Origin of the sequence: Desulfomarina profundi (assembly GCF_019703855.1) — a bacterium.
Lineage (GTDB): Bacteria > Desulfobacterota > Desulfobulbia > Desulfobulbales > Desulfocapsaceae > Desulfomarina > Desulfomarina profundi.
The window spans coordinates 785,701-805,218 of sequence record NZ_AP024086.1 but is presented as its reverse complement, the minus strand read 5'-3'; the positions used below and the strand labels follow the sequence as shown (position 1 = coordinate 805,218).

21 protein-coding genes, 1 tRNA gene and 1 pseudogene are annotated in these 19,518 nt (G+C 44.9%); 6 read left to right on the top strand and 17 right to left on the bottom strand.

Features of this window, described 5'->3' with window-relative positions:
• Positions 1-4: 4 nt before the first annotated feature.
• The 9 genes from LO777_RS03775 to LO777_RS03735 form a co-directional block, all read right to left on the bottom strand.
• Positions 5-721 (bottom strand): O-antigen ligase family protein, encoded by a 717-nt coding sequence (locus LO777_RS03775; protein ID WP_228856230.1) that lies wholly within the window; start codon positions 719-721, stop codon positions 5-7.
• Positions 715-1,254 (bottom strand): hypothetical protein, encoded by a 540-nt coding sequence (locus LO777_RS03770; protein WP_228856229.1) that lies wholly within the window; start codon positions 1,252-1,254, stop codon positions 715-717. The genes LO777_RS03775 and LO777_RS03770 overlap by 7 nt, the downstream gene beginning before the upstream one ends.
• A gap of 379 nt (positions 1,255-1,633) precedes the next feature.
• Complete coding sequence (locus tag LO777_RS03765) at positions 1,634-2,392, bottom strand: glycosyltransferase family 4 protein (protein ID WP_228856228.1); 759 nt, start codon at positions 2,390-2,392, stop codon at positions 1,634-1,636.
• A gap of 26 nt (positions 2,393-2,418) precedes the next feature.
• Entirely contained in the window at positions 2,419-2,850 is a 432-nt protein-coding gene (locus LO777_RS03760; protein WP_228856227.1) for a hypothetical protein, read from the bottom strand.
• A complete protein-coding gene (locus LO777_RS03755) occupies positions 2,847-3,581 on the bottom strand; it encodes a phosphotransferase (RefSeq protein ID WP_228856226.1) in 735 nt (244 codons plus the stop codon). Before LO777_RS03755 ends, LO777_RS03760 begins: the two co-directional genes overlap by 4 nt.
• 353 nt (positions 3,582-3,934) lie before the next feature.
• Positions 3,935-5,257 (bottom strand): nucleoside/nucleotide kinase family protein, encoded by a 1,323-nt coding sequence (locus tag LO777_RS03750; RefSeq protein WP_228856225.1) that lies wholly within the window; start codon positions 5,255-5,257, stop codon positions 3,935-3,937.
• A 12-nt stretch (positions 5,258-5,269) separates the two neighbouring features.
• The gene (locus tag LO777_RS03745; protein ID WP_228856224.1) at positions 5,270-6,394 is read right to left on the bottom strand and encodes a glycosyltransferase family 4 protein; all 1,125 of its coding nucleotides are present in this window, start codon (positions 6,392-6,394) and stop codon (positions 5,270-5,272) included.
• A gap of 4 nt (positions 6,395-6,398) precedes the next feature.
• Entirely contained in the window at positions 6,399-7,040 is a 642-nt protein-coding gene (locus tag LO777_RS03740; RefSeq protein ID WP_228856223.1) for a lipopolysaccharide biosynthesis protein, read from the bottom strand.
• A gap of 119 nt (positions 7,041-7,159) precedes the next feature.
• Entirely contained in the window at positions 7,160-7,645 is a 486-nt protein-coding gene (locus LO777_RS03735; protein ID WP_228856222.1) for a lipopolysaccharide biosynthesis protein, read from the bottom strand.
• A 407-nt stretch (positions 7,646-8,052) separates the two neighbouring features.
• Here LO777_RS03735 and LO777_RS03730 point away from each other — a divergent pair, with 407 nt between their 5' ends.
• Together LO777_RS03730 and LO777_RS03725 are read left to right on the top strand one after the other, a co-directional pair.
• A complete protein-coding gene (locus LO777_RS03730; protein WP_228856221.1) occupies positions 8,053-9,492 on the top strand; it encodes a sugar transferase in 1,440 nt (479 codons plus the stop codon).
• Between the two features lie 168 nt (positions 9,493-9,660).
• A complete protein-coding gene (locus LO777_RS03725) occupies positions 9,661-10,002 on the top strand; it encodes a ComEA family DNA-binding protein (protein ID WP_228856220.1) in 342 nt (113 codons plus the stop codon).
• Positions 10,003-10,016: 14 nt separating this feature from the next.
• Here LO777_RS03725 and LO777_RS03720 read toward each other — a convergent pair.
• The 4 genes from LO777_RS03720 to LO777_RS03705 all read right to left on the bottom strand — a co-directional run bounded on the left by LO777_RS03720 (position 10,017) and on the right by LO777_RS03705 (position 14,047).
• Positions 10,017-10,093 (bottom strand) — tRNA-Arg (locus tag LO777_RS03720).
• A gap of 75 nt (positions 10,094-10,168) precedes the next feature.
• Entirely contained in the window at positions 10,169-10,468 is a 300-nt protein-coding gene (locus tag LO777_RS03715) for an HNH endonuclease (protein WP_228856219.1), read from the bottom strand.
• A gap of 49 nt (positions 10,469-10,517) precedes the next feature.
• Positions 10,518-11,882 carry a bifunctional folylpolyglutamate synthase/dihydrofolate synthase gene (locus LO777_RS03710; RefSeq protein ID WP_228856218.1) on the bottom strand — a complete coding sequence of 455 codons (1,365 nt, stop codon included), beginning with the start codon at positions 11,880-11,882 and terminating at the stop codon, positions 10,518-10,520.
• Between the two features lie 17 nt (positions 11,883-11,899).
• Positions 11,900-14,047: an ATP-dependent helicase gene (locus LO777_RS03705; RefSeq protein ID WP_228856217.1), complete on the bottom strand. Its 2,148-nt coding sequence runs from the start codon at positions 14,045-14,047 to the stop codon at positions 11,900-11,902.
• Positions 14,048-14,208: 161 nt separating this feature from the next.
• Between LO777_RS03705 and LO777_RS03700 the strand changes: the two genes are divergently transcribed.
• The gene (locus LO777_RS03700) at positions 14,209-14,601 is read left to right on the top strand and encodes a pancreas/duodenum homeobox protein 1 (protein ID WP_228856216.1); all 393 of its coding nucleotides are present in this window, start codon (positions 14,209-14,211) and stop codon (positions 14,599-14,601) included.
• A 4-nt stretch (positions 14,602-14,605) separates the two neighbouring features.
• Here the strand turns inward: LO777_RS03700 and LO777_RS19940 are convergent.
• Positions 14,606-14,740, bottom strand: a pseudogene (locus LO777_RS19940) (hypothetical protein); the annotation flags it as partial.
• Positions 14,741-15,040: 300 nt separating this feature from the next.
• Here LO777_RS19940 and LO777_RS03695 point away from each other — a divergent pair.
• Positions 15,041-15,337 carry a BrnT family toxin gene (locus tag LO777_RS03695; protein WP_228856215.1) on the top strand — a complete coding sequence of 99 codons (297 nt, stop codon included), beginning with the start codon at positions 15,041-15,043 and terminating at the stop codon, positions 15,335-15,337.
• On the top strand, positions 15,334-15,588 hold the full coding sequence (locus LO777_RS03690) for a CopG family antitoxin (protein WP_228856214.1): 255 nt from the start codon (positions 15,334-15,336) through the stop codon (positions 15,586-15,588). Before LO777_RS03695 ends, LO777_RS03690 begins: the two co-directional genes overlap by 4 nt.
• Before the next feature lie 394 nt (positions 15,589-15,982).
• Here LO777_RS03690 and LO777_RS03685 read toward each other — a convergent pair whose 3' ends face one another.
• From LO777_RS03685 to LO777_RS03675, 3 genes are all read right to left on the bottom strand, one after another.
• Complete coding sequence (locus tag LO777_RS03685) at positions 15,983-16,258, bottom strand: type II toxin-antitoxin system RelE/ParE family toxin (protein WP_228856213.1); 276 nt, start codon at positions 16,256-16,258, stop codon at positions 15,983-15,985.
• Positions 16,255-16,506, bottom strand: a complete 252-nt coding sequence (locus LO777_RS03680) for a type II toxin-antitoxin system prevent-host-death family antitoxin (RefSeq protein ID WP_228856212.1) — start codon at positions 16,504-16,506, stop codon at positions 16,255-16,257. The genes LO777_RS03685 and LO777_RS03680 overlap by 4 nt, the downstream gene beginning before the upstream one ends.
• A 618-nt stretch (positions 16,507-17,124) precedes the next feature.
• Positions 17,125-18,138: a GGDEF domain-containing protein gene (locus tag LO777_RS03675; protein WP_228856211.1), complete on the bottom strand. Its 1,014-nt coding sequence runs from the start codon at positions 18,136-18,138 to the stop codon at positions 17,125-17,127.
• A 346-nt stretch (positions 18,139-18,484) separates the two neighbouring features.
• On the opposite strand from LO777_RS03675, the gene LO777_RS03670 reads away from it, so the two are divergent.
• Positions 18,485-19,516 carry a glycoside hydrolase family 3 protein gene (locus LO777_RS03670; protein ID WP_228856210.1) on the top strand — a complete coding sequence of 344 codons (1,032 nt, stop codon included), beginning with the start codon at positions 18,485-18,487 and terminating at the stop codon, positions 19,514-19,516.
• Positions 19,517-19,518 lie beyond the last annotated feature (2 nt).

Genomic DNA, 19,518 nt, shown 5'->3' with positions numbered 1-19,518 from the left:
GACATCACTTAAAGTTTTTTATATTGGAATAACTCGATTGTGCTACTGGGTCGTTACATACTGTATCAAGAGATATTCCAATTAATGCCAAAAAAGTTAAACTCATGGAGTTAACCAAAACGAAACTACCAAGTTCACAAAAATTAAAAATGAACAAAAAGGAGAGCAAAGAGTAAAATGCAAAATTACTAAATGTATCTGGCGGTTTTTTAGCGATAACTAACGAATACCAAATCAATAAATAAGCGAAAAATCCAAACAAACCGGTCCCAAAAAGAACTTGAAGATATCCATTATGGAGGCTGTTAGTCGTTAGTCCTCCTGTATGAAACCAAGAATTTGGTAGCATAAAACCATGCCCCAAAAGAATATTTAAAAAACTACTTGAACCCAGTCTGACATAAGCCTGTTCCCATAGAGCAAGTCTACCCCCGAAAGTCGCCAACCCGACTTGAAGTCGAATGCTGGATCCTGTAATACTTCCATGCATGACATAAAAACAACCTATGCCCAAAACGAATCCAACAATAACTTTAATGTACGCTTGAATATTCCTAAATGAGACCAGATACCCGATTAGCGAACTTGCTACCAATGCTACCATTGCAGTTCTTGATTGCGTTGCATACAACATAAAACTCAACACGCCAACCAGTAACACTTTAATTTTTTTAGAACCTTCTAAACAGACGGTGGTCAGCAATATTGTTATTGCTAACATACCCCTAATGTATTCGGAGGAATGACCATTCCTCCAAGGCGTGGAGATTCTAAATGCCCAGCTATCCATATTTCCCGTATAACACTATCCCTAGAAATAAAATATATAAATCCAATTATAACTATTGGGATAAGTTTAGAAATGTAAACAATTTGTAATATTTTTTTTGTTTGCAAGTACTTCAAAACCCAAAAATATGGAACAAAGAAAAAAAGGCCAATTAGGCGGGCCCAACTTATATCATCAACCACACCTGTTTGCAAATTATATAGAACAAGAGAACCTGTTGAAATGATCAAATAATTAACAAACCAAAAAATAGGTTTGCTAATAAAAATATTTCTGGATGGAATCCGGTGCAAACAATAAAGAAAAATTAAAAAGGAAAAAATATAGGATGAAAATTTCACATATGCTAGCCCACCCACCCTCCCACCGGCAATCTCTGTCCCTGGTATATTCATAAAGCTTAACTCTAAAATAGTGAAACCAATTAACGCGCTAATAAATATGAGTTTGTTTTTTGTAAGCATTGACTAACCATATAAAATAACAACTTTTTTTATTACCCATTGCGATAACAGTTATAAAAGTTGCTGACCGTTTGTCGCTAATCAAAATTTACAGTAAGAATGGTACACCGACCAACGGTGTACGACAAACTTTGCTGACTAAATTTGCTGGACAAAATGACTCCACCATGGTTGAAGTAACTATGGAGTCATTATGACAACTGTTTGCTATGGGAAAAAGAAATGGTTTATGTGGCGCTTACGCCACATTTGCGGCAACAGTAGGTGATGGTTTCTGGAATAATGATTAGCCTCCAATACTTGAACTACGTCCCCACGTTATACACCCACCACTTACTTTTTACCACTACCAATTTTTTCTAGGAGCCCTATTAATGAACTACAAATTTTTTACAGCCCGGCCTACAACATGACACCACAGGTATTCTTTGCTGCGCATCAATGCCCCTTTCTTCAAATCGGAATACAACTCACTATCAAATGACAACTCAACCAAAGCATCACCAAGTGCTTGACTCACTTTCCTTTCACTCATTCCTTTCGTTTCAACCACTCGACCACATGTTTCATTAACCATGACTCCTGGCCCACCCAGATCAAGACAAACTACTGGCAAACCATGGGCCATGGCCTCAAGTACAACATTTCCGCTTGAGTCATGAAGACTAGGAAAGAGAAACACATCATGTTGGGAATATACTTGTAATAGTTCATCTTGAGGCATCCAGGGAATCCATTCTACATGAGCGTCAACTCCTATTTTTTTTGATAAATTACGCCAACGACCCGCATCACTTCCTTTACCAACCATAGTTAATCTTGCACAGGGAACTTTCTCAACTAAATGTGCAAAAGCTCTTATACCAAGATGCATTCCCTTCCAATAGATAAATCGCCCGACAAACAAAACACGAAATGGCATTGCTTCATTGAGAGGTTGCATTGAACTTATATAACATTTATTTTTCTCTATCCCTATCTCAAGTAGTACTTTAGTTTTTGGCCAAAATTTTTTTGGTATAATCCTCTTCGACTCTGGTGTTTTTACATATATTTTATCCGCCTTAGCAAAAGTATAACTCATAAATAGATCTATTTTCACAAACGCATTAAAAATATCCCTTAATGCATCAAGCAACCATCCTCTAACTCCATAACTACACCTCAATCGCCACGGTGAGGACTCCCCCCTCCAACAGGCCCAAAGGTAAAAGGTATATCAAGTCCTCCCATAAAACTTGGCTGACGTACGACACCGAAAGTTATGTGGTGCACCATATCAAAATTCACTTCTGCATGAACATGCTTGACAAGCTGATAAGCACCCCACTGCCACAGTAAGTAATAAAGGTGAATTCCACGATTCTCCTTTTTAAATCGTTGAATCCATACCGGACAGTCGTAATATAAGAAATGAAGCGTTTTCGGTTTGTTGTTGGCTGCAAAATAAGCATCTATGACAGGCTTGTTGTTGGCCCGGGTAAGGACATGAACATCATGCCCAAATTTGACAAGTTCAATGGCCCAGTTCCAGCCCACCCCTGGTTCAGAACCCTTGTTCGGCTCACAAGCGTATGCGGAAAGAAGGATTTTCATACAGTCGTTTCCACCTGTTTGATGAGATATGTTCTGTACTGCTCACTTATCGCGCTGTCCCTGTCTGCTATGGTTTGCAGCAGGTAAATCAAAACAAGTGGTGCTAGGTCGTCGGGTGATATTTCCATTAACTCAAGATACCTCGCAACCAACGGGTTGTTTTGCAATAGCACAACAGGTGCTGTTTTTCCCCGAAAAAGATAATGCTGCATATAGAAAAAGTGGCACAGATCCCACAGGGGGAGTCCAGAGAAATTTCCCTCTTCCCAGTCAATAGCAGCGATAACTTTTCCCGGCTGGATTTTCAGGTTCCATGGAGCAAAATCTCCGTGTACAAGGACAAGCGTGACGGTAGGGCCGATAATTTTTTCCACAGCTCGGTTCATTAACTGTTTCATTCGCTTATCCATAAACGGATTATCTACTATCAGTTCCCGGATATTTTGGCCTTGTTCATCAAGAGTTGTTGTTTTTTCTGTTTTGGGAAGATGCAGTAACCAATTGATATGTGCATGTGTCAGCTTTCTACCTGAAAGTCTGCCTAGTATCACACTTTGGCTTGCCCAGGTTCCATCGGCTGCAAGTTCTAACAGTACTGGCGTATTGAGATGTGGAGCTGATTCAGCAAGTTCCTTTAAAACGACTGCTTCACGCTGAATGGATGCTCTTGCCCCTCCAGCCATTGCTGTTTTTATTACCCGAACAGCTTCTCCAGTTTCTTCGGAGACCATTGTTATCACAGCCTTTTGCTGTGAACCCGGAGTGCCTATATATATAACTGGAACCTCTGGTTTATCCGGTTTTGTCATTGCCTGTAATTGCAAAATTCCGGACATCCTGGCCAATAAACCATACCGGTAAAGCTTTAGCAGGATCTGCCATTGCATCTTGGAAGCAAAATTATAAGGTTGCCAGTTTCGCAACACCGTCAAACCAAGACTCGGGTTTGCCGGAATAATCCAACGTGGGCCCTTGTTCCCGGAAATACAATAAAAGCTCCTACTCTTCGACCCGACAGGCAAGGTTACAGCTGATTTTCCATCCAATGCCTGTTTAAGAAGGGTCTGAATATATTCAAACTGGCTCACAACCGACCCAACCTTTTCTGTGTCCGCCTTTCAAGGTAATCTAAAATCTGTTTGCAGGCCTCTGCAACAGATTCTTCAACAGGTTTATTGGTATCAATGATTATACAATTCTTCCTGCTGTGGGCAAATGCCAGGTAGGCTTTTCTCTGGCGTACGGTTTCCTCCAGGGGAACTTCCTTTTTTCTGGCATAAATAACCTCGGCAGGCGCGTCAAGAAGGATTATTAAGTCAGGTTCTGGGACAAAAGTGCCAATCATCTTGGCAAACCACATTGGGGCTCCATACCGGTATCGTTTTGGATCAATCAATAAATCATAATAATAGCGATCCCATATTTTAAGGGTAGGGTTCTTATGCCCATGAAAAAATCTGTCAATCCAGTATGTAAACAACCAAAATATGATTTTCCCTGCTGAAAATAGTGCGGAACGGGCTGGTTTTGCATGAGGGTTTGTAACAGGATGTGAAGAATTTTCCTGTTTCCCCCAGGTTGGCTTCAGGTGATAGTGTGCAATGATTTTGGTTGTACCTTGTAACTCATTGGCAACAGCGGAAATAACCGTGGATTTCCCTGAACCATCTGCACCGAGAAAACAAATTGTATCAATCACAAAAGGAGTGTAGCGGATTACCATCTCAGCGGAATAGTGGGTAATTATAGCTCGCGCAGATCGGAAAAGATTATCGGATAGATGGGCTTTGATTAAATAACGCCTGATTGACGGGAGCAAAGATAGAAGAAGATTTCGGTCGTCATTAATCACAGCTCCTATTAAAATCTCCGCTTTTTTCAGAGGCAAAAAAGCAGTTAATAAACGAAGTACATTTTGTTCTTCAAGGATAAATATTTTTTGAACATTTTCCTGATATTTATCTTTAATCCATCCTCCTACAAGATAACTTGAAAAAAATGAAATTAAAGCTTCGTGAAATGGAGCAGGTTTTTTCAACAATGCATCGGAATTATTAATATATAACGAATGTTTCAGTACCTGGTTAACTGAAAGATATGAAATACCTTTCCAAGCAAGTAAAATAACTAAATCAAGCTGCAATGCGTGGCGATTTTCGCCCCATTCAATACCATAAATAAAAACTGATACCACATACGGTCGTTTACTCAGACTAGTAACAGTTATATTGTTAATACTTAATATGATATCAATAGCAGTGTCAACATGTTCTTTGTTGATCAACAAATCAATATCATTGCCTATATTTTCGAATGGAAGACCATCATAATTTCTCAGGACACAATGATCTATTCGCTCAGACTTTAATTGATTGATAAAAGTATGAAAAAAATCAGCTAATATCATTAGTTCAGCTCATTATGAATAATATAAATTCTCAACCATTGATTTTGTTATATTTGTCCAATTTAACTCTTCTTCAATTAACCTTTTTGATTGTACCGTCATAATTTTACCTTTATCGGTATAGTACATCTTACAGAATTCAATCATCGCGTTACTGATATTTTCTGGCGTATTGTCTGGTAATACAAAACCGTTCTCGTATCTTTCTACATATTCATTCATATTGGTTTCTTTGCTTATAATCAATGGGTTACCCAAAGCCGCAGCTTCAAGCACTGCCATTGGCATACCCTCCCAACGAGAAGTGTGAACAAAACAGTCAAACGCGGCAAAGTAATTAAGTTTGGTATTGCCAAATATTGGTCCTAGAAAAGTAACGGAGTTCTGTACATGATTTTTAAGGACCAGATCCTGTAGTAATCTTCTATCGGGTCCATCGCCTATCAACCAGAGTTCTCCCTTGCCTTTGTTTTTTTTATAACAGGAAAAGCCTTTTATAAGTAAATCAAGTCCTTTATGTTCTTTGGCAAGCCTGCCGCAAAATCCGAAAATCGGTCGTTCAGCGGGTTCGGGACATGTTTCAGGTTCAAACTGCACACCCGTAAAATCCTGCCCATTCGGAACAAGGGCGATATCTAAATCATGATCTATGGCGAATAGATCATCGACTTCACTAGCACCTATTGCGTGAATTTTTTTTGCTTCGGTGATAAGTTTTTTTTCAAAAAGCATCATATAGATTGATTTAATGAGCTTATTTTTTTTCGTGCTTTGTGGGGCATAACCGCTGTGGGGTGAAAGGACCCAGGGAATATTGCTTTGTTTTAAAAGTCGACTCACACTATACAGTTCAGGCAGAAAAACGGAGTGCAGGTGGACTAGTGATGTCGTTGTTTTCAATTTTTTCAAACCGTTCCATAATGAACCAGCAAGACCGAAACGGCTCAAACAAGCGGGGAATAATCGTAACGGATAATTGTGTTGGTGTTTTATTATAGATGGTGTTGCAGTAATACCCCAGACCTCAACATCAAGCCCTAAACGAAGTTGTTCTGTCGCCAGGTTGTGGACAACTTTATTAACACCATTCATAGTGTTTGGGTTGGCCTTTCCTTTTAGGATATGTATGATTTTCATTGAATTACTTATCTTTTTTTCGCCAGAGCGCATATGCAAGATTGGTCTGGCATATCATTTGCGTTGCAAAAATTCCCGCTGTGGCCCCTGTTAAGCCAAATTTTCTTATGAAAAAGTTGGCTGTTGCTGCTGTGAACACTGTCATTAAACAGTATGAAATAAAAATTGGCTTTGAATACTCCATTGCCCGAAGACCAGCCCGGAGTGGCAGCCCTAAAAAAATTAAAATATAAATGCCTCCATACCACTGCAATACATAACTATACGCTTCGTATTCACTGCCATAGAGAGTACCCATCCAAAATGAAGGAAATACAATCGCCAGCAATACGATAATAGCGGTAAAGGCACCACCCCATCCAGTTACTTTTTTCAAGTATGTAAACAGCTTTGCCCAACCGCCCTGATGGTAACAGTAACTTGCCCGGGCAGGAACTATATTTTCCATTCCCTGAAAAATGATGTGGGAGATCCCCATGATATTTTGCGATGCTTTTAACGCCCCAGCAGATGCCGGCCCAAGAATACTTCCAGCACCAATTATAAAATAATTTCCTGATGTCCACTGCATCAGTGCCGCTGCCAGCAGCCAGCGGGAAAAAATCCAGTGCTTGCGACTCACGGTAAGAAGAGTTGTTCTGCTCAAGGAGAAGCGGTCCAGTTTGAACAGACATGCCATTACGGCAAGGGAGGAAGTACCGGCTATCAACCACAGCACACGGGCGGTATTTGCTGCTGTAAATCGAAACAGTACAACCAGCAGGGTTATCTGGCCAAGATAACTGATGGCATCATTGAAAAATGCCATTCCCCCTGGTTGCGGACAAAGAAATACCGGCGCAGAAAATCCTGCAACTGCCAGGCAAGTAACGTAACAGCAAGAGGACAGGCCAGATTTTCTATCTGCCATTGCGGATAAAAGACATAAGAAAGGCGCACCCCTAACCAGAGCAAGAGTGAGCAGCCCATAGACCAGACAACCTGCTGCACACAAACAGCACCATAATAGCCAGGTTCTTCTTCCGGGGTCTGTTTTGGGCCGATTGACATCATCGGCGCAATGATGCCTGCCTGCTGGAAACTGTTACAAAAAAGCACGGCCATCCATACCAATGTGAACCTGCCGTATTCCTCAAGGCCCAAGTATCTGGCAAAAAGTATCCCGGTCAGAAAATTGACGCCGCTTACCATGGCCTGATCGGCCAAAGCCCAGTTGACATGGCTATATTTTTTAAGAAACAAATAAGACATCTAAAAATTTTAGGTCAATTATTGGAATGAAAACGAAACAAAAAAACAACCGACATTCTGACAACAATACAGTTGTTGCGCTTACAGAAGCCCAAAAAATTTACAAAATAGCCTGTTTGAAAATAAAAATAAATGGGTAGAAATACCTATTTTCAAAAAGATTTTTTGAAAGAGATTGGATAAAATCACCTGAAAAACAGTTGTCAGGAAAAAGATAAAAAAAACTAATCCGATTCTTTATAACATATCAAACAGTTATAGTCACACCATTGTCAAGCTAGGTATTTCTACCTACTTACAACCTCTTCCATTTGTTGTAGATTCCCTCGAATCACTTCATAAGTCAGGAGTATTTGTTGTAAACAGGTTTAAAAAAATTTTTACGCAAGTGGAAAAGCGGGCAAAAGATGTTAAGAAGGCAAAGCGGAATAATACTGGCGGTTCATCAGGCTTTTGATCTGGTAATTGTTGCGGGCTGTTTTATTGCGGCCTATGGCACCAGGCTCGGGTTTTCCGAAGATCTTGGTGTGCTGGGCATGGATACCAGCTATCGCATGCTTCTTCTGCTGGCTGTTATCTCCTTTCATATCAGTCTGCGGCTTTTCGGAGCCTATGAGCCGTATCGACGGCATTCGTTGCGAAAGGTATTGTACCGTGTCTTCAAGGCGACTCTGACGGGTACTGCCGGGATTGTCTTTCTTGCCTATATCATGCATATGGAGGCTGTCAGCCGGTTGCTGGTTGGTCTGTTCTTCTCCTACTCGTTTGTGGCTCTGGCTTTCTTTAAAACAGTGGTGTATAAAATTCTTGCCCGCTCACGGGCCAGGGATTACAACACCCGTTCTATTCTGGTCATCGGTTCGCGCCAGCGGGCTTTGGACTTTATCAAGGCGATTCGGCGGCGGCGTGGTTCAGGCTACCGGATAAGGGGGTGTCTGGAAACTGAAGATCAGGCGGAACTGGTTGGGGACAGGGTGTATGAGTCTGTTAAAATTATCGGCACCATGGAACGGTTTCGAGACTTGCTGGAGCACGAGACCATAGACGAAGTGGTTTTCGGTATTCCCTTAAAAAAGATACACAATGTTCATGAGTATATCTATTTTGCCGAAGAGATGGGCAAAAACGTGCGGGTGCTGCCTGACTTTCAGATCAACTCCATCAAGTATTATCCCCAGACCGCCAAGGTCAATATTGAGGATTTCCTCGGTGTAACGACCCTGGCCCTTTCCTCCGCACCCAAATCCACCAATGAACTGCTGATAAAAGCCTTTATTGATTACCTGGGTGCCCTGGTCGGGGTTATCCTGCTTTCTCCTGTTTTCTGCGGCATTGCCCTTGTCATCAAGTGCAGTTCCAGGGGGCCGGTATTTTTCTCCCAGGAGCGATCGGGGTTAAATGGTCGCAGGTTCCAGCTCCATAAGTTCAGAACCATGGTGGTGAATGCGGAGGCGTTAAAGGAGAAGCTGCTGGAAGAAAACGAGGTGGACGGCCCGGTATTCAAGATAAAGAAAGATCCGCGCATCACCATGATTGGAGCCTTTCTGCGCAAGACAAGCCTTGACGAACTGCCCCAGCTCTTTAATGTCCTGAAAGGGGAAATGAGCCTGGTGGGGCCGCGTCCGCCCATTCCCTCCGAGGTGGAAAGTTACAAGCTCTGGCAGCGACGCCGCCTCTCTATGAAACCCGGTATGACCTGTATCTGGCAGGTCAGCGGCAGAAATGATATCTCCTTTGAGCAGTGGATGAACATGGACCTGGAGTATATAGACAATTGGTCCCTGCGTCTTGATCTGAAACTGCTGCTGCTCACGGTCCGTGAAGTGACCATTGGTGGCGGACGATAATTTCCATCACATAAAGATTCGGTAATCTTTCTCACGAATTCTTGTGTTTTCCTGAAAAATCACCAATGTTTTTCCTATCCCGCATATCTTATCCGGGTTATCCGGCATGCGACCGGAGCATTTTTTTTTACTCTCAACCGTCCACCATTCTATCCGGAGTAATACATTATGAAGACACACCGATTTTTTACTGGAGCGATTTTACTTTTTGCCGCGACCATCCTGCTTACCCCGTCCCTTTCCTCCGCTACTGACCCCGGCAAGGCGGCCTCCATGCTGACCAATATTGCCAGCGATGCGGGCCTTATGGAAAAGATCAATATCAATACAGCCAGTGTTGACGCCCTCTCCCAGATTCCGGGTATCGGGCCCCAGATCGGCCAGGCGATTGCCGCCTACCGTGAGGCACACGGAGCCTTTGCAAGTATAAAAGATCTTGCCAATATCGACGGCATAGATGCCAGCCTGCTGGAAAAGATCATGCCCCTTCTGACCACCGGCCAGGAGTAAAAAAAAGATAATACTGGTGGGCGGGGCGGGATTCGAACCCGCGGCCTTTGGCTTCGGAGGCCAACACTCTATCCAGCTGAGCTACCCGCCCAAGGGGAAATCAAACTGTGATGAAATACGGAGCACAAGATACTTGAAATGTGTGTCGGAGTAAATAGAAAACCTGTCAGTCCTTGCTGATTTTTTCCAGATATTCGTCCCATTCCAGGGGAAGCATGCTTTTCTTTCTGCTGTTGCAGGTCTTGCAGGCGGGGACAAGATTGTTCCTGGTGGACTTTCCGCCCCGCGACAGGGGCACGACATGGTCCATGGTTATCTCCTTGAAAGGCGTTTTCCGGCCGCAGTAATGGCAGATGCCGGAGGCGGTTTTCTGCTGCCACCAGCGGGTTTTGCGCAGATCCCTGGCCTTGTTCTTTTCCAGGCGAATCTGGGCCTCGTCCGGGGCATCAAAATCAAAAAATTCCATCAATCCTCCACAGCAACTGATCACAGGGCAGGCAACTTCGTTGTATCAATCATCGTATTTGTAACAGGTTATCCTCCACCAGCTCCCCAAGCAGCATGGTGCGCATGGCTCCGACAAGATAGAGGGAGCCACCGATCACAATCAGGTCTTTTCCCGTGGCACGCAGGGCCGCAAATTCAAGGGCCTCTTCACCGTCACTGATACAGTTATAGATGATTCCCTCGTCTTCGGGAAGAAAAGAGCTGATATGCTCCACAGTCGCGGAGCGCTCCCCTTCCGGCTGGGTAAAGATCAGTTCGTCCGCCAGGGGAACAATGGCAGCCAGGGTGGAGGTGAGATCCTTGTCGGCCATTGAACCCCAGATACAGATCAGTTTTTCATAGGAAAATTTTTCTTTCAGGGTAAGTGCCAGATTTTTGACACCGGCGGGATTATGCGCGCCGTCAAGGAGATAACGACGTATCTCCAACCCGTTTCCCGACCCCTTTTTTCCCCTCTTTCCGGCAGGAAATGGCAGTTCGAAATATTCCATCCTGCCGGGCCACCGCACGGCGGCCAGCCCCTCTCTGAGTTTATCAAAATCTATTTTATAATCAATATCTTGCAATATATTAAGCACACCAATGGCCAAGGCATCGTTCTCCTTGTGGACCAGGCTTTGGTGGGCGCAGGTCAGCCCTTCTATTTTGCGGCTGCCAAAGCGCTCTCCACCCAGCCAACTCCATGTATTATCATCATTTTCCCCGCAGTCAAAATCTTGACAAAGCTGGTAGAAAGGGGCGTTTTTCTCTTTGCAGACCCGGCGGATAACAGCCGCGGCCTCCGGGTGGGTCGCTCCTGAAACCACCGGGATGTTTTCCTTGATTATGCCCGCCTTTTCTCCGGCAACCGCCGTCAGACTGTCGCCCAGGTAGAGCTCATGGTCCATGCTGATACTGGTTATGACAGACACCAGAGGAGTAACGACATTGGTGGCGTCAAGCCTGCCGCCAAGGCCGGTTTCCAGAAGAACCAGGTCAACCCCGGACTGCTCAAACCAGAGAAGACCCAGGGCGGTGGTGAACTCGAAATAGGTGATTTTGTCCTCTCCCAGCACCGCACAGATCCGGGAACCAAGAGCCGCAAAATCCTCCCGGCTGATATAGCTGTCGCCAATACGAAACCGCTCCCGCACGGAACTGAGATGGGGAGAAGTATAGACACCCACCCTGTATCCACAGCGACCAAGCACCTCCGCCAGAGCCGCACAGACGGAACCTTTTCCATTAGTCCCTGCGATATGGATGCAGTTCAGCTTCTGCTCGGGTCTGCCGACCCTGTCCAGAAAGGAGCGCATGGCGTCCAGGCCAAGCTTGATCTTGTGCATCTGCAGTTTATCGAGGTGGTCCTGCACCTCGTCATAGGTCATATTCATTTTACCAGTTTAACGAATTATTTTATTTTCAATTTGGCGTAGTCCAGGTGCAGCGTTTTCAGGCCATGGCGGTCAAAAAGCACATCCAGTGACCTGGAGCCCGAGAGTTTTTTGACACTGCCTGTACCAAAAAACGGGTGCTCCACCTTGCAGCCCACGGAAAAATCAGACATTTTCAGTTTACGAACCGTCTTACGTACCGTTTTCTTTCCGGTGGGAGGTTTACCGGAAAACCGGCCGGTCCTGTAGTCCGACGAACAAGAAGCGCTGTCAATTTTCTGGTAAAGTCCACCGCCAAGCTCCGCCAGGAACGGTGACATGGGGGCAAATGAAAACCGCCTGTCCCGGCCCATTAACTGGCGGGGATAGGAAAGGTAAAGATATTTTTTCGCCCTGGTGGCTGCCACGTAGAGCAGTCTTCTCTCTTCCTCCCACTGGCCGCCGAACCCCGAAGAACTATGGGGAAAACGCCCTTCCGCAAGACCGATAATAAAAACTGCTTCAAATTCCAGTCCCTTGGAGGAATGGATGGTGGATAATACCAGCCGCCGGATATCATCATCCGTTCCGGTGTTTTCGGGCGGATCAAGGGTTGTATCGTCGATAAAGGCCTGGAGGTCATCATATTCCTTCATGATGGCACCAAGCTGGTCCAGGTCCTTCTGTCGTTTGGGATAGTCATCGGCGTACAGTTCATAAAAAATCGGTAAATAGTAGGCCAGAACCTGTTCGAAGAGCACGGAAGGTGCCTGGTTCCCGGACAGCAGTTCCCGAATCAGTTCCACCAGGTTGTTAAACGAGTCCTTCCACGTTTTTCCGGCGGGGTATTCGGGCAGGGCCAGGTAGGGATCGGCTGCGGCGGAGATAAAGGCTGTAATCTTCTGAGCGGTCTTGGGCCCCACCTTGTCAAGCTGGAGAAAAATCCGGTTCCAGGAGAGGTTGTCCCTGGGATTGACCAGGATCCGCAGAAAGGCCAGTACATCCTTCATATGGGCCGATTCCGTCAGCTTCAGCCCGCCCCGCTTTTCAAAATCAATATTCTCCACCGCCAGTTCCATCTCAAGCTTATAGGAATGAAAACCGGAGCGGAAGAGGACTGCTATATTTTCAAGGGCAACACCCCGGCTTTCGAGTTTACGAATGGTTTTGACGATAAAGGCCGCCTCGTCACCTTCGTTTTTGGCCACGTAGAGTTTTGGCAGGATATCCCCTTCGATGGAGGTAAACAGGGTTTTTGTATATTTTTCCTCCGCGTTCCTGATAATATCGTTGGTCAGCGAAAGGATGGGCTGGGTGGAGCGGTAGTTTTCTTCCAGTTTAATTATTTTTGTATTTTCAAATTCTTTCGGAAAACGCATGATATTGTAGAAATCGGCGCCCCGAAAGGAGTAGATAGACTGGGAATCGTCCCCCACCACCATCACGTTCTCATGGTTGTGGGCAAGACCGCGAATGATGTCCGCCTGGACGAGATTGGTGTCCTGGTATTCGTCCACCATGATATATCTGAAACGTCCGGATATTTCGTCGCGGGCGGCGGGTGACTCGGAAAGGAGCCGTTTCCAGTTCACCAGCAGGTCGTCGTAGTCCATGAGGCCGTGGTCGAACTTGAACTCTCCATAGTGTTTCTGCAGCTGAAGAATTTCCTCCAGGTGGTCGCTGAGATGGCTGTACTGTTCAAGGACAAGATCTTCCAGGTCGATGGACTTGTTGACCGAGCCGCTGATCATGTTGATGATGGCCCGCTTTGAGGGAAAGCGCTTGTCCCGTTTCCCCAGACCAAGGGAAGATTTCAAGAGATTGACAATCCCTTCCGCGTCTGCCCGGTCAATGATGGTAAAGGAGGAGCCGAAACCCAGCTCAGCCCCGAAACGCCGGAGAAGCATATTGGCAACCCCGTGGAAGGTACCGCCAACCACCCGGCTGCATGTATCGTTGAGCAGCCTTCCCGCCCGCCAGAGCATCTCCTGGCTGGCCTTTCTGGTAAAGGTAAGCAGGAGAATGGATTCCGGAGCGACTCCCCGCTCTATCAGATGGGCCACCCGGTACACCAGGGTCCTGGTTTTGCCGCTTCCGGCTCCCGCGATAACCAGCACCGGCCCTTCGGTGGTTGTTACCGCCGTGTACTGCGGTTCGTTGAGCTGGTCGAGATTGACTGCTGTCATAAATATTCCTGTCTCCGAGGTTAAAAACGGCGCCCAGTTTACCACAGGCCCATATGGGTTGCAAGGCAGGCGGGAAGGGAACGTACATGGCTTGACAAAAAGAAAGGGGTGGGTATAGTAGCTGCAAAATTTCAGCACCATTTTGTATGGAGACAACAGCTATGAGCACAGAGAGATTCAAGGAAATATTCACAGGAGAAACTCTATTAAAGCTTTTTCCGAAGGAAAGAACAGATGAGTTTTTTGAGGCCCTTTTCGGTGACGCAAATGAAGGCGCCTACGACATTGAACTGGCCTACGGGGGAGCGGATGACAAAAAATTGACAATGGAACTGCTCCTCCATGAACGACCCGGCTGCTGCCTGGCCTGTAACCTGACCCAGGGGCTGCCCCAGGTTTTTTCGCGCCACCCGATCATAGGTGTAAATAAACTGGTACAGGAAATTGACAAGCTCCTGGGAGATGAAGCAGAGTGCGGGGACTGGAAACTGGGGTACACCGAGCAGCGTTCCGGCTCACTTCATGTTATTCCGATTGTAATTGAGCTGAAGTAAACAGTCACATCCCCTCAAAGCCGTCGGCCATTTCGTCCCGGTCTTCACGTTCAACCGGAAGCCCAAAGCGTTTACCGATAGAGACCCGGACAGAACTGCGGCGAAGAACCTCTCCTTGGATGGCGGCTGTCTCCATTGTATCATCAGTGAGTTACCCGTTCCCGGGCATATAATCGTTCCGTGTCACTGCAAGGTAATCCCATCATGCTGCTTTTTGTCTGTTGGTTTCGACCTGTTGCTTGCCCTTCAGGATAGTATTCTCTTTTTATCTCCGGTTGAGTGGCAGCAAATTAAAATTGCTTCGTTTCCAAAATACATCATTCCCACGCTGGAGCGTGGGAATGATGATGGGCGGTAGAATGCTTGGGACAGATTAGTTCGAACGTTCTGCTCAAAAACAAAACTTGCGGCAGAATTATATTATAATTATAATATAATTATGAAAACGATATCATTTGAATGGGATGAAAAGAAATCTCAAGCCAATTTTAAAAAACATAAAATTTCGTTCGAAGAGGCACAGACTGTCTTTTTTGATGCTAATGGCCGCATGATCTATGATTCGGATCATTCTTCAGATGAAGACCGTTTCATTCTACTTGGGTTGAGTAGTGCTATGCGGGCACTGGTTGTTGTGCACTGTTGCCGTGGCAGTAGCGAACAAATAATAAGAATAATTTCTGCCAGAAAAGCAACCAAAAAAGAACAAAAACAATACGAGAGTTTCCTGCTATGAAAAAAGAATATGATTTTTCCAATTCGGTCAAAAATCCTTATGCAAAACATTTAAAAAAGCAAGTTACTCTACGTTTGGGAGTAGATGTTATCTCTTACTTTAAGAATCTTGCTGAAGAAACAGGAATTCCATATCAAAATCTAATCAATCTGTATCTTCAAGATTGTGCTCATGCTCAAAAAAAACTAAGGCTTAAATGGGTCTCTGCAACGAAAAAAGTTGCAGAACAAGTCGATTGTATGCCACCATAATTGTATCAATTCAACATTGGAATTTCGACAGCATAGTTCCCACGTCGGAGCGTGGGAACTATGAGTGTTTTTGCACCCCTACAGATTAATATTACCAGGGCTCAGAGGTAATAATGCCTGAAAAATCAGAGAACAACTCTTCCTTTCAGTTTGGACCCGGAAATATTGAGCATGATATTATACTGCGCCCATAAAAAATCTCATTTCTGGACAGACACTGGGCTACATTTCACAACGCTGTAATTTTTCGGTAAGAGCCTGTTTTATAAATTCATTCAAATTAAAAAGCGCAGCATATTAGTCATATGTGAGCATTTTTCATTTTCCTGTGACGCAGAGGTCGGGCGAAAAAGCAATTTTTCAAGGTAGCCACTTTACTTAGCAGATGATTGCGCTAATACACCTCATCATGACGTCCAACATTTACCAGAATAATTTCTTTTTTAATAATAATGAATTCAAGCGTAATTCTATAGGAAACATTAATGGAAACCGAATGAAGATTTTTTAATTTTCCTTTTAATGAATGGAGCCGTAAAGAAGGATGATTCGGATCAATTTCCAGGAGCTTTAGTGTTTTTTCATATTGGGATATTAAATCAGGATGTTTTTTTACAAATTTTGATGCCCGTTTAATATAACTATTTGTATAAATGAGGTTGTAAGTCATTGTTTAATTCTTTTGATATGGGCATCAACAGTTTCCGTGATATAGTTTTCAGATTGATAATCAGCTTTTGCCTGGTGCAATGCTGCATCGAGTTCACATTCGCGTAGATAATTATAATGTTTCATATCCATTACAACAAATTTTTCTTTACCACGGACTGTAATCACCAGTTCCTGATCTTTTAAAAGATTGTCCTGGATGATTGAAACTCCCCTTGTTTTAAGCTGATTTGCTGTGATAGTATTCATAATAAACCTCATTTTCGAATTTAAAATCATATAGCAATAATACTATTTATAATACTTTTCACAGTACACATCAAGTTGAAATTGGAATGATGATGGACGGTAGAATGTTTGGGGCAGAATAGTTCGAACGGCTACTGGACATCTTGCCGAAAAAAAATCATCAAAGCACTCTTCGTGCAGAACGTCAGCAGGGATGTGTCCCGTTCTCCAACTTCACCTTCCGTATGGAACTCTCTGATTTAGCTCAAATGAATTGTAAGAAAATTGATCAATATGGAAAAGGATACCGTTCAAGAAAGGCGAGTCTGCTTGCAAAATTTATAGGGAGACTGCAAAAAAAGACAACGGAAAGGCAAAAATGAACGAAGCTGTCGAGCGGATGTTGTCCAAATATAATTGCTCTACCACCCGCGATACTACAAATGCTCTCCGGGAGATTATGCAGGAAATTGTGTGAAAATGGGAAATTAATAAACTATCATCGATTGAGTAAGGTAGATAAAAACAAAGAGTTACAAATCCTGTGACCAGTAAGTGAAAAAGAAAAGGGGCCGGAAAATCCGGCCCCTTTTCTTTTTCACTTACTGCTTTGGGGAGGAAATGATTTTTTGTTTCTTTCTATTTATGGGCCACCCTGGAGCGACCCTGTGCCTTGGCGTGATAGAGAATATCATCGGCCCGTTCCATCCACTCCTTGAGGGATTCACCTTTCTTTAATTCCGCAAGACCAATACTGACGCCGAGCCTGGTGTTATCATCGGCCCAGACATCGAGATCATTGACAGCGCTGCAGAGACGTTCCGCCAAGACTCGCGCGCTTTTCAGATCTGTGTTGTCCAGAACCAGGACAAATTCATCACCGCCGAACCGTACCAGAAGATCCGTGGAGCGGACCGCGCTGCTGAGAACGTTGGCCACGGAAACCAGCACATCATCCCCCGCCTGGTGGCCGAGATTGTCGTTAATTGCTTTAAACTTATCCAGGTCCATGGCTATCATGGTGAGGGGGTTGTTATACCTGTTGGCGCTGTCCATCATACCGCCAATGCGCTCGTCAAAGACCCTGCGGTTGGACAGACCGGTCAACGGATCGTTACTGGCCCGTTCAAACAGTTCCTCGTACTCCAGGCCGCGCTGAAGGGATTCCGCCAGTATTTCCAGGGAGTGGTTGAGGAGGTCCATTTCATCCTCGCTCAGTTCCATGCCTTTTTTGAGAATCAGCAGGATTCCCGCGTCTTCCATGGTCTCGAAAACCCATTTATAGGCGAAATGCCCGTTTTCGTTAATATAGGGTTTATCGAACTGGACTTCGCCGTTTATCAGTCTTTCGGCAAAGGCGATTGTCTTACGCCTGTGGGGGCCATGACCGGAGCAGAAGAGGTGACGTTTTTGACGTGCGCTGTTATTATATCCTATGAGTTCATGACTGATGAGCGGCATCAACCAGACGGAATAGGCTTCAATCATACCGGTCAGGCTGAGCACTCCGGCCATCCTGCCGTGCAGCTGATTGATCAGGTCGAGTCGTTCCGACTGCCTTTTCAGATAATCCAGCTCAACCATAACCTTTTCAATCTCAACCAGGTTCTGGCGAGGTGCTGTAAAATCAGGTTCTTTTGTCGAGATAGTCATGAGCGTGTTCCTTACACTAAATACTTTTACCAAGAATGTTCATCAGTAATAATATTCTTATCGTCAAGAGGTTGGAAATCTTTACCTCATTTTTCAATTTTTATTCTTGCAGTTTTCGTGCCAAATAATACACACCGCTCAACCGTGACATAATATATTATGTTATTACAACATGTTACATGGTTTTATCAATTCCCTGGACGCTATTTACACAGGTTAAGCAATCATAAAAAAAGTATGATGTCATAATTCTGACACAACAACAACCGCAGATAATCTTTGACAAATTGGATAACAGGACTCATTTTACCTCTGGTTAATCTCAAAAAAGTAACCCGGAAAAACAATGACATCTTTAAAAGACAGAATCGGGCAGCTCTTTATTGTCGGCTTTGAAGGCGCTTCCATTTCAGCTTTTCATCCCATAGCAGAAGATATTATTGAAGAAAATCTTGGCGGCGTGATCCTTTTTGACAGACTGCTCGCTAAAAAACTGACAACCAATAATATTGTCTCCGCCAGCCAGGTTCAGGAGCTGACCGGAAAATTGCGGGAAATGGCAGGCGACCTGCTGATAGCTGTTGACCAGGAAGGGGGCCGGGTCAGCAGGCTGGCCCGGCTGGAAGATTTTCCCGATATTCCGGCTGCTACTGTCCTGGGAGAAAAAGGAGTTGAGCAGACAAGGCAGGCCGCGCGCAGGACAGCCAGCGCCCTGCGCAGTCTCGGCATTAATTTTAATCTTGCTCCGGTGGCTGATCTTGATCTCTTTGCTGATAATCCCATCATCGGCCGTTATGGACGAAGTTTTGGCAGAAACCCGGAGACGGTTTTTCGACATTGCCTGGCCTGGTGCAGGGAGCATCGGGACTGCGGTGTTCTCTCCTGCCTGAAACATTTCCCCGGTCACGGCAGTTCAAAAGACGACTCGCACCTTGGTTTTGTGGACATCAGCGAAAGCTGGGAAGAAAAAGAACTGCAGCCTTTTGCCAACTGCATTGAGGCAGGTTTTGATGAAGCTGTGATGATTGCCCATCTCTTTCACAGGGGGATGGATTCTGAACTTCCAGCCACTCTTTCGGCCCCGCTGATCAGCAGAAAACTCAAAGGTGAACTGGGCTTCAGGGGTGTGGTCGTCACTGATGACATGCAGATGCGCGCCATCACCGACCGCCACGGACTGCCCGAAGCCTGCTCCATGGCCATTGGTGCCGGGGCCGACCTGGTTATCATCGGGAACAATCTGGAACATGACCCGCAGATCTTTGTCAAATTGAGGGACAGAATTGTCAGGGATCTTGAAGACGGAAAATTGACAGAAACACGGATCGAGGACGCGCTGAGCCGGGTTCTAACGTTAAAACAATTGATAAAGGAATAACA

Coding starts and splice junctions, on each gene's coding strand:
- LO777_RS03725 (WP_228856220.1), top strand. CDS start 9,661: ATGAAGACACACCGATTTTTTACTGGAGCGATTTTACTTTTTGCCGCG.
- LO777_RS03775 (WP_228856230.1), bottom strand. CDS start 721: ATGTTAGCAATAACAATATTGCTGACCACCGTCTGTTTAGAAGGTTCT.
- LO777_RS03750 (WP_228856225.1), bottom strand. CDS start 5,257: ATGATATTAGCTGATTTTTTTCATACTTTTATCAATCAATTAAAGTCT.
- LO777_RS03670 (WP_228856210.1), top strand. CDS start 18,485: ATGACATCTTTAAAAGACAGAATCGGGCAGCTCTTTATTGTCGGCTTT.
- LO777_RS03690 (WP_228856214.1), top strand. CDS start 15,334: ATGAAAAAAGAATATGATTTTTCCAATTCGGTCAAAAATCCTTATGCA.
- LO777_RS03745 (WP_228856224.1), bottom strand. CDS start 6,394: ATGAAAATCATACATATCCTAAAAGGAAAGGCCAACCCAAACACTATG.
- LO777_RS03700 (WP_228856216.1), top strand. CDS start 14,209: ATGAGCACAGAGAGATTCAAGGAAATATTCACAGGAGAAACTCTATTA.
- LO777_RS03770 (WP_228856229.1), bottom strand. CDS start 1,254: ATGCTTACAAAAAACAAACTCATATTTATTAGCGCGTTAATTGGTTTC.
- LO777_RS03710 (WP_228856218.1), bottom strand. CDS start 11,882: ATGAATATGACCTATGACGAGGTGCAGGACCACCTCGATAAACTGCAG.
- LO777_RS03680 (WP_228856212.1), bottom strand. CDS start 16,506: ATGAATACTATCACAGCAAATCAGCTTAAAACAAGGGGAGTTTCAATC.
- LO777_RS03760 (WP_228856227.1), bottom strand. CDS start 2,850: ATGAAAATCCTTCTTTCCGCATACGCTTGTGAGCCGAACAAGGGTTCT.
- LO777_RS03730 (WP_228856221.1), top strand. CDS start 8,053: ATGTTAAGAAGGCAAAGCGGAATAATACTGGCGGTTCATCAGGCTTTT.
- LO777_RS03715 (WP_228856219.1), bottom strand. CDS start 10,468: ATGGAATTTTTTGATTTTGATGCCCCGGACGAGGCCCAGATTCGCCTG.
- LO777_RS03675 (WP_228856211.1), bottom strand. CDS start 18,138: ATGACTATCTCGACAAAAGAACCTGATTTTACAGCACCTCGCCAGAAC.
- LO777_RS03685 (WP_228856213.1), bottom strand. CDS start 16,258: ATGACTTACAACCTCATTTATACAAATAGTTATATTAAACGGGCATCA.
- LO777_RS03695 (WP_228856215.1), top strand. CDS start 15,041: ATGAAAACGATATCATTTGAATGGGATGAAAAGAAATCTCAAGCCAAT.
- LO777_RS03735 (WP_228856222.1), bottom strand. CDS start 7,645: ATGTCTTATTTGTTTCTTAAAAAATATAGCCATGTCAACTGGGCTTTG.
- LO777_RS03755 (WP_228856226.1), bottom strand. CDS start 3,581: ATGGTCTCCGAAGAAACTGGAGAAGCTGTTCGGGTAATAAAAACAGCA.
- LO777_RS03705 (WP_228856217.1), bottom strand. CDS start 14,047: ATGACAGCAGTCAATCTCGACCAGCTCAACGAACCGCAGTACACGGCG.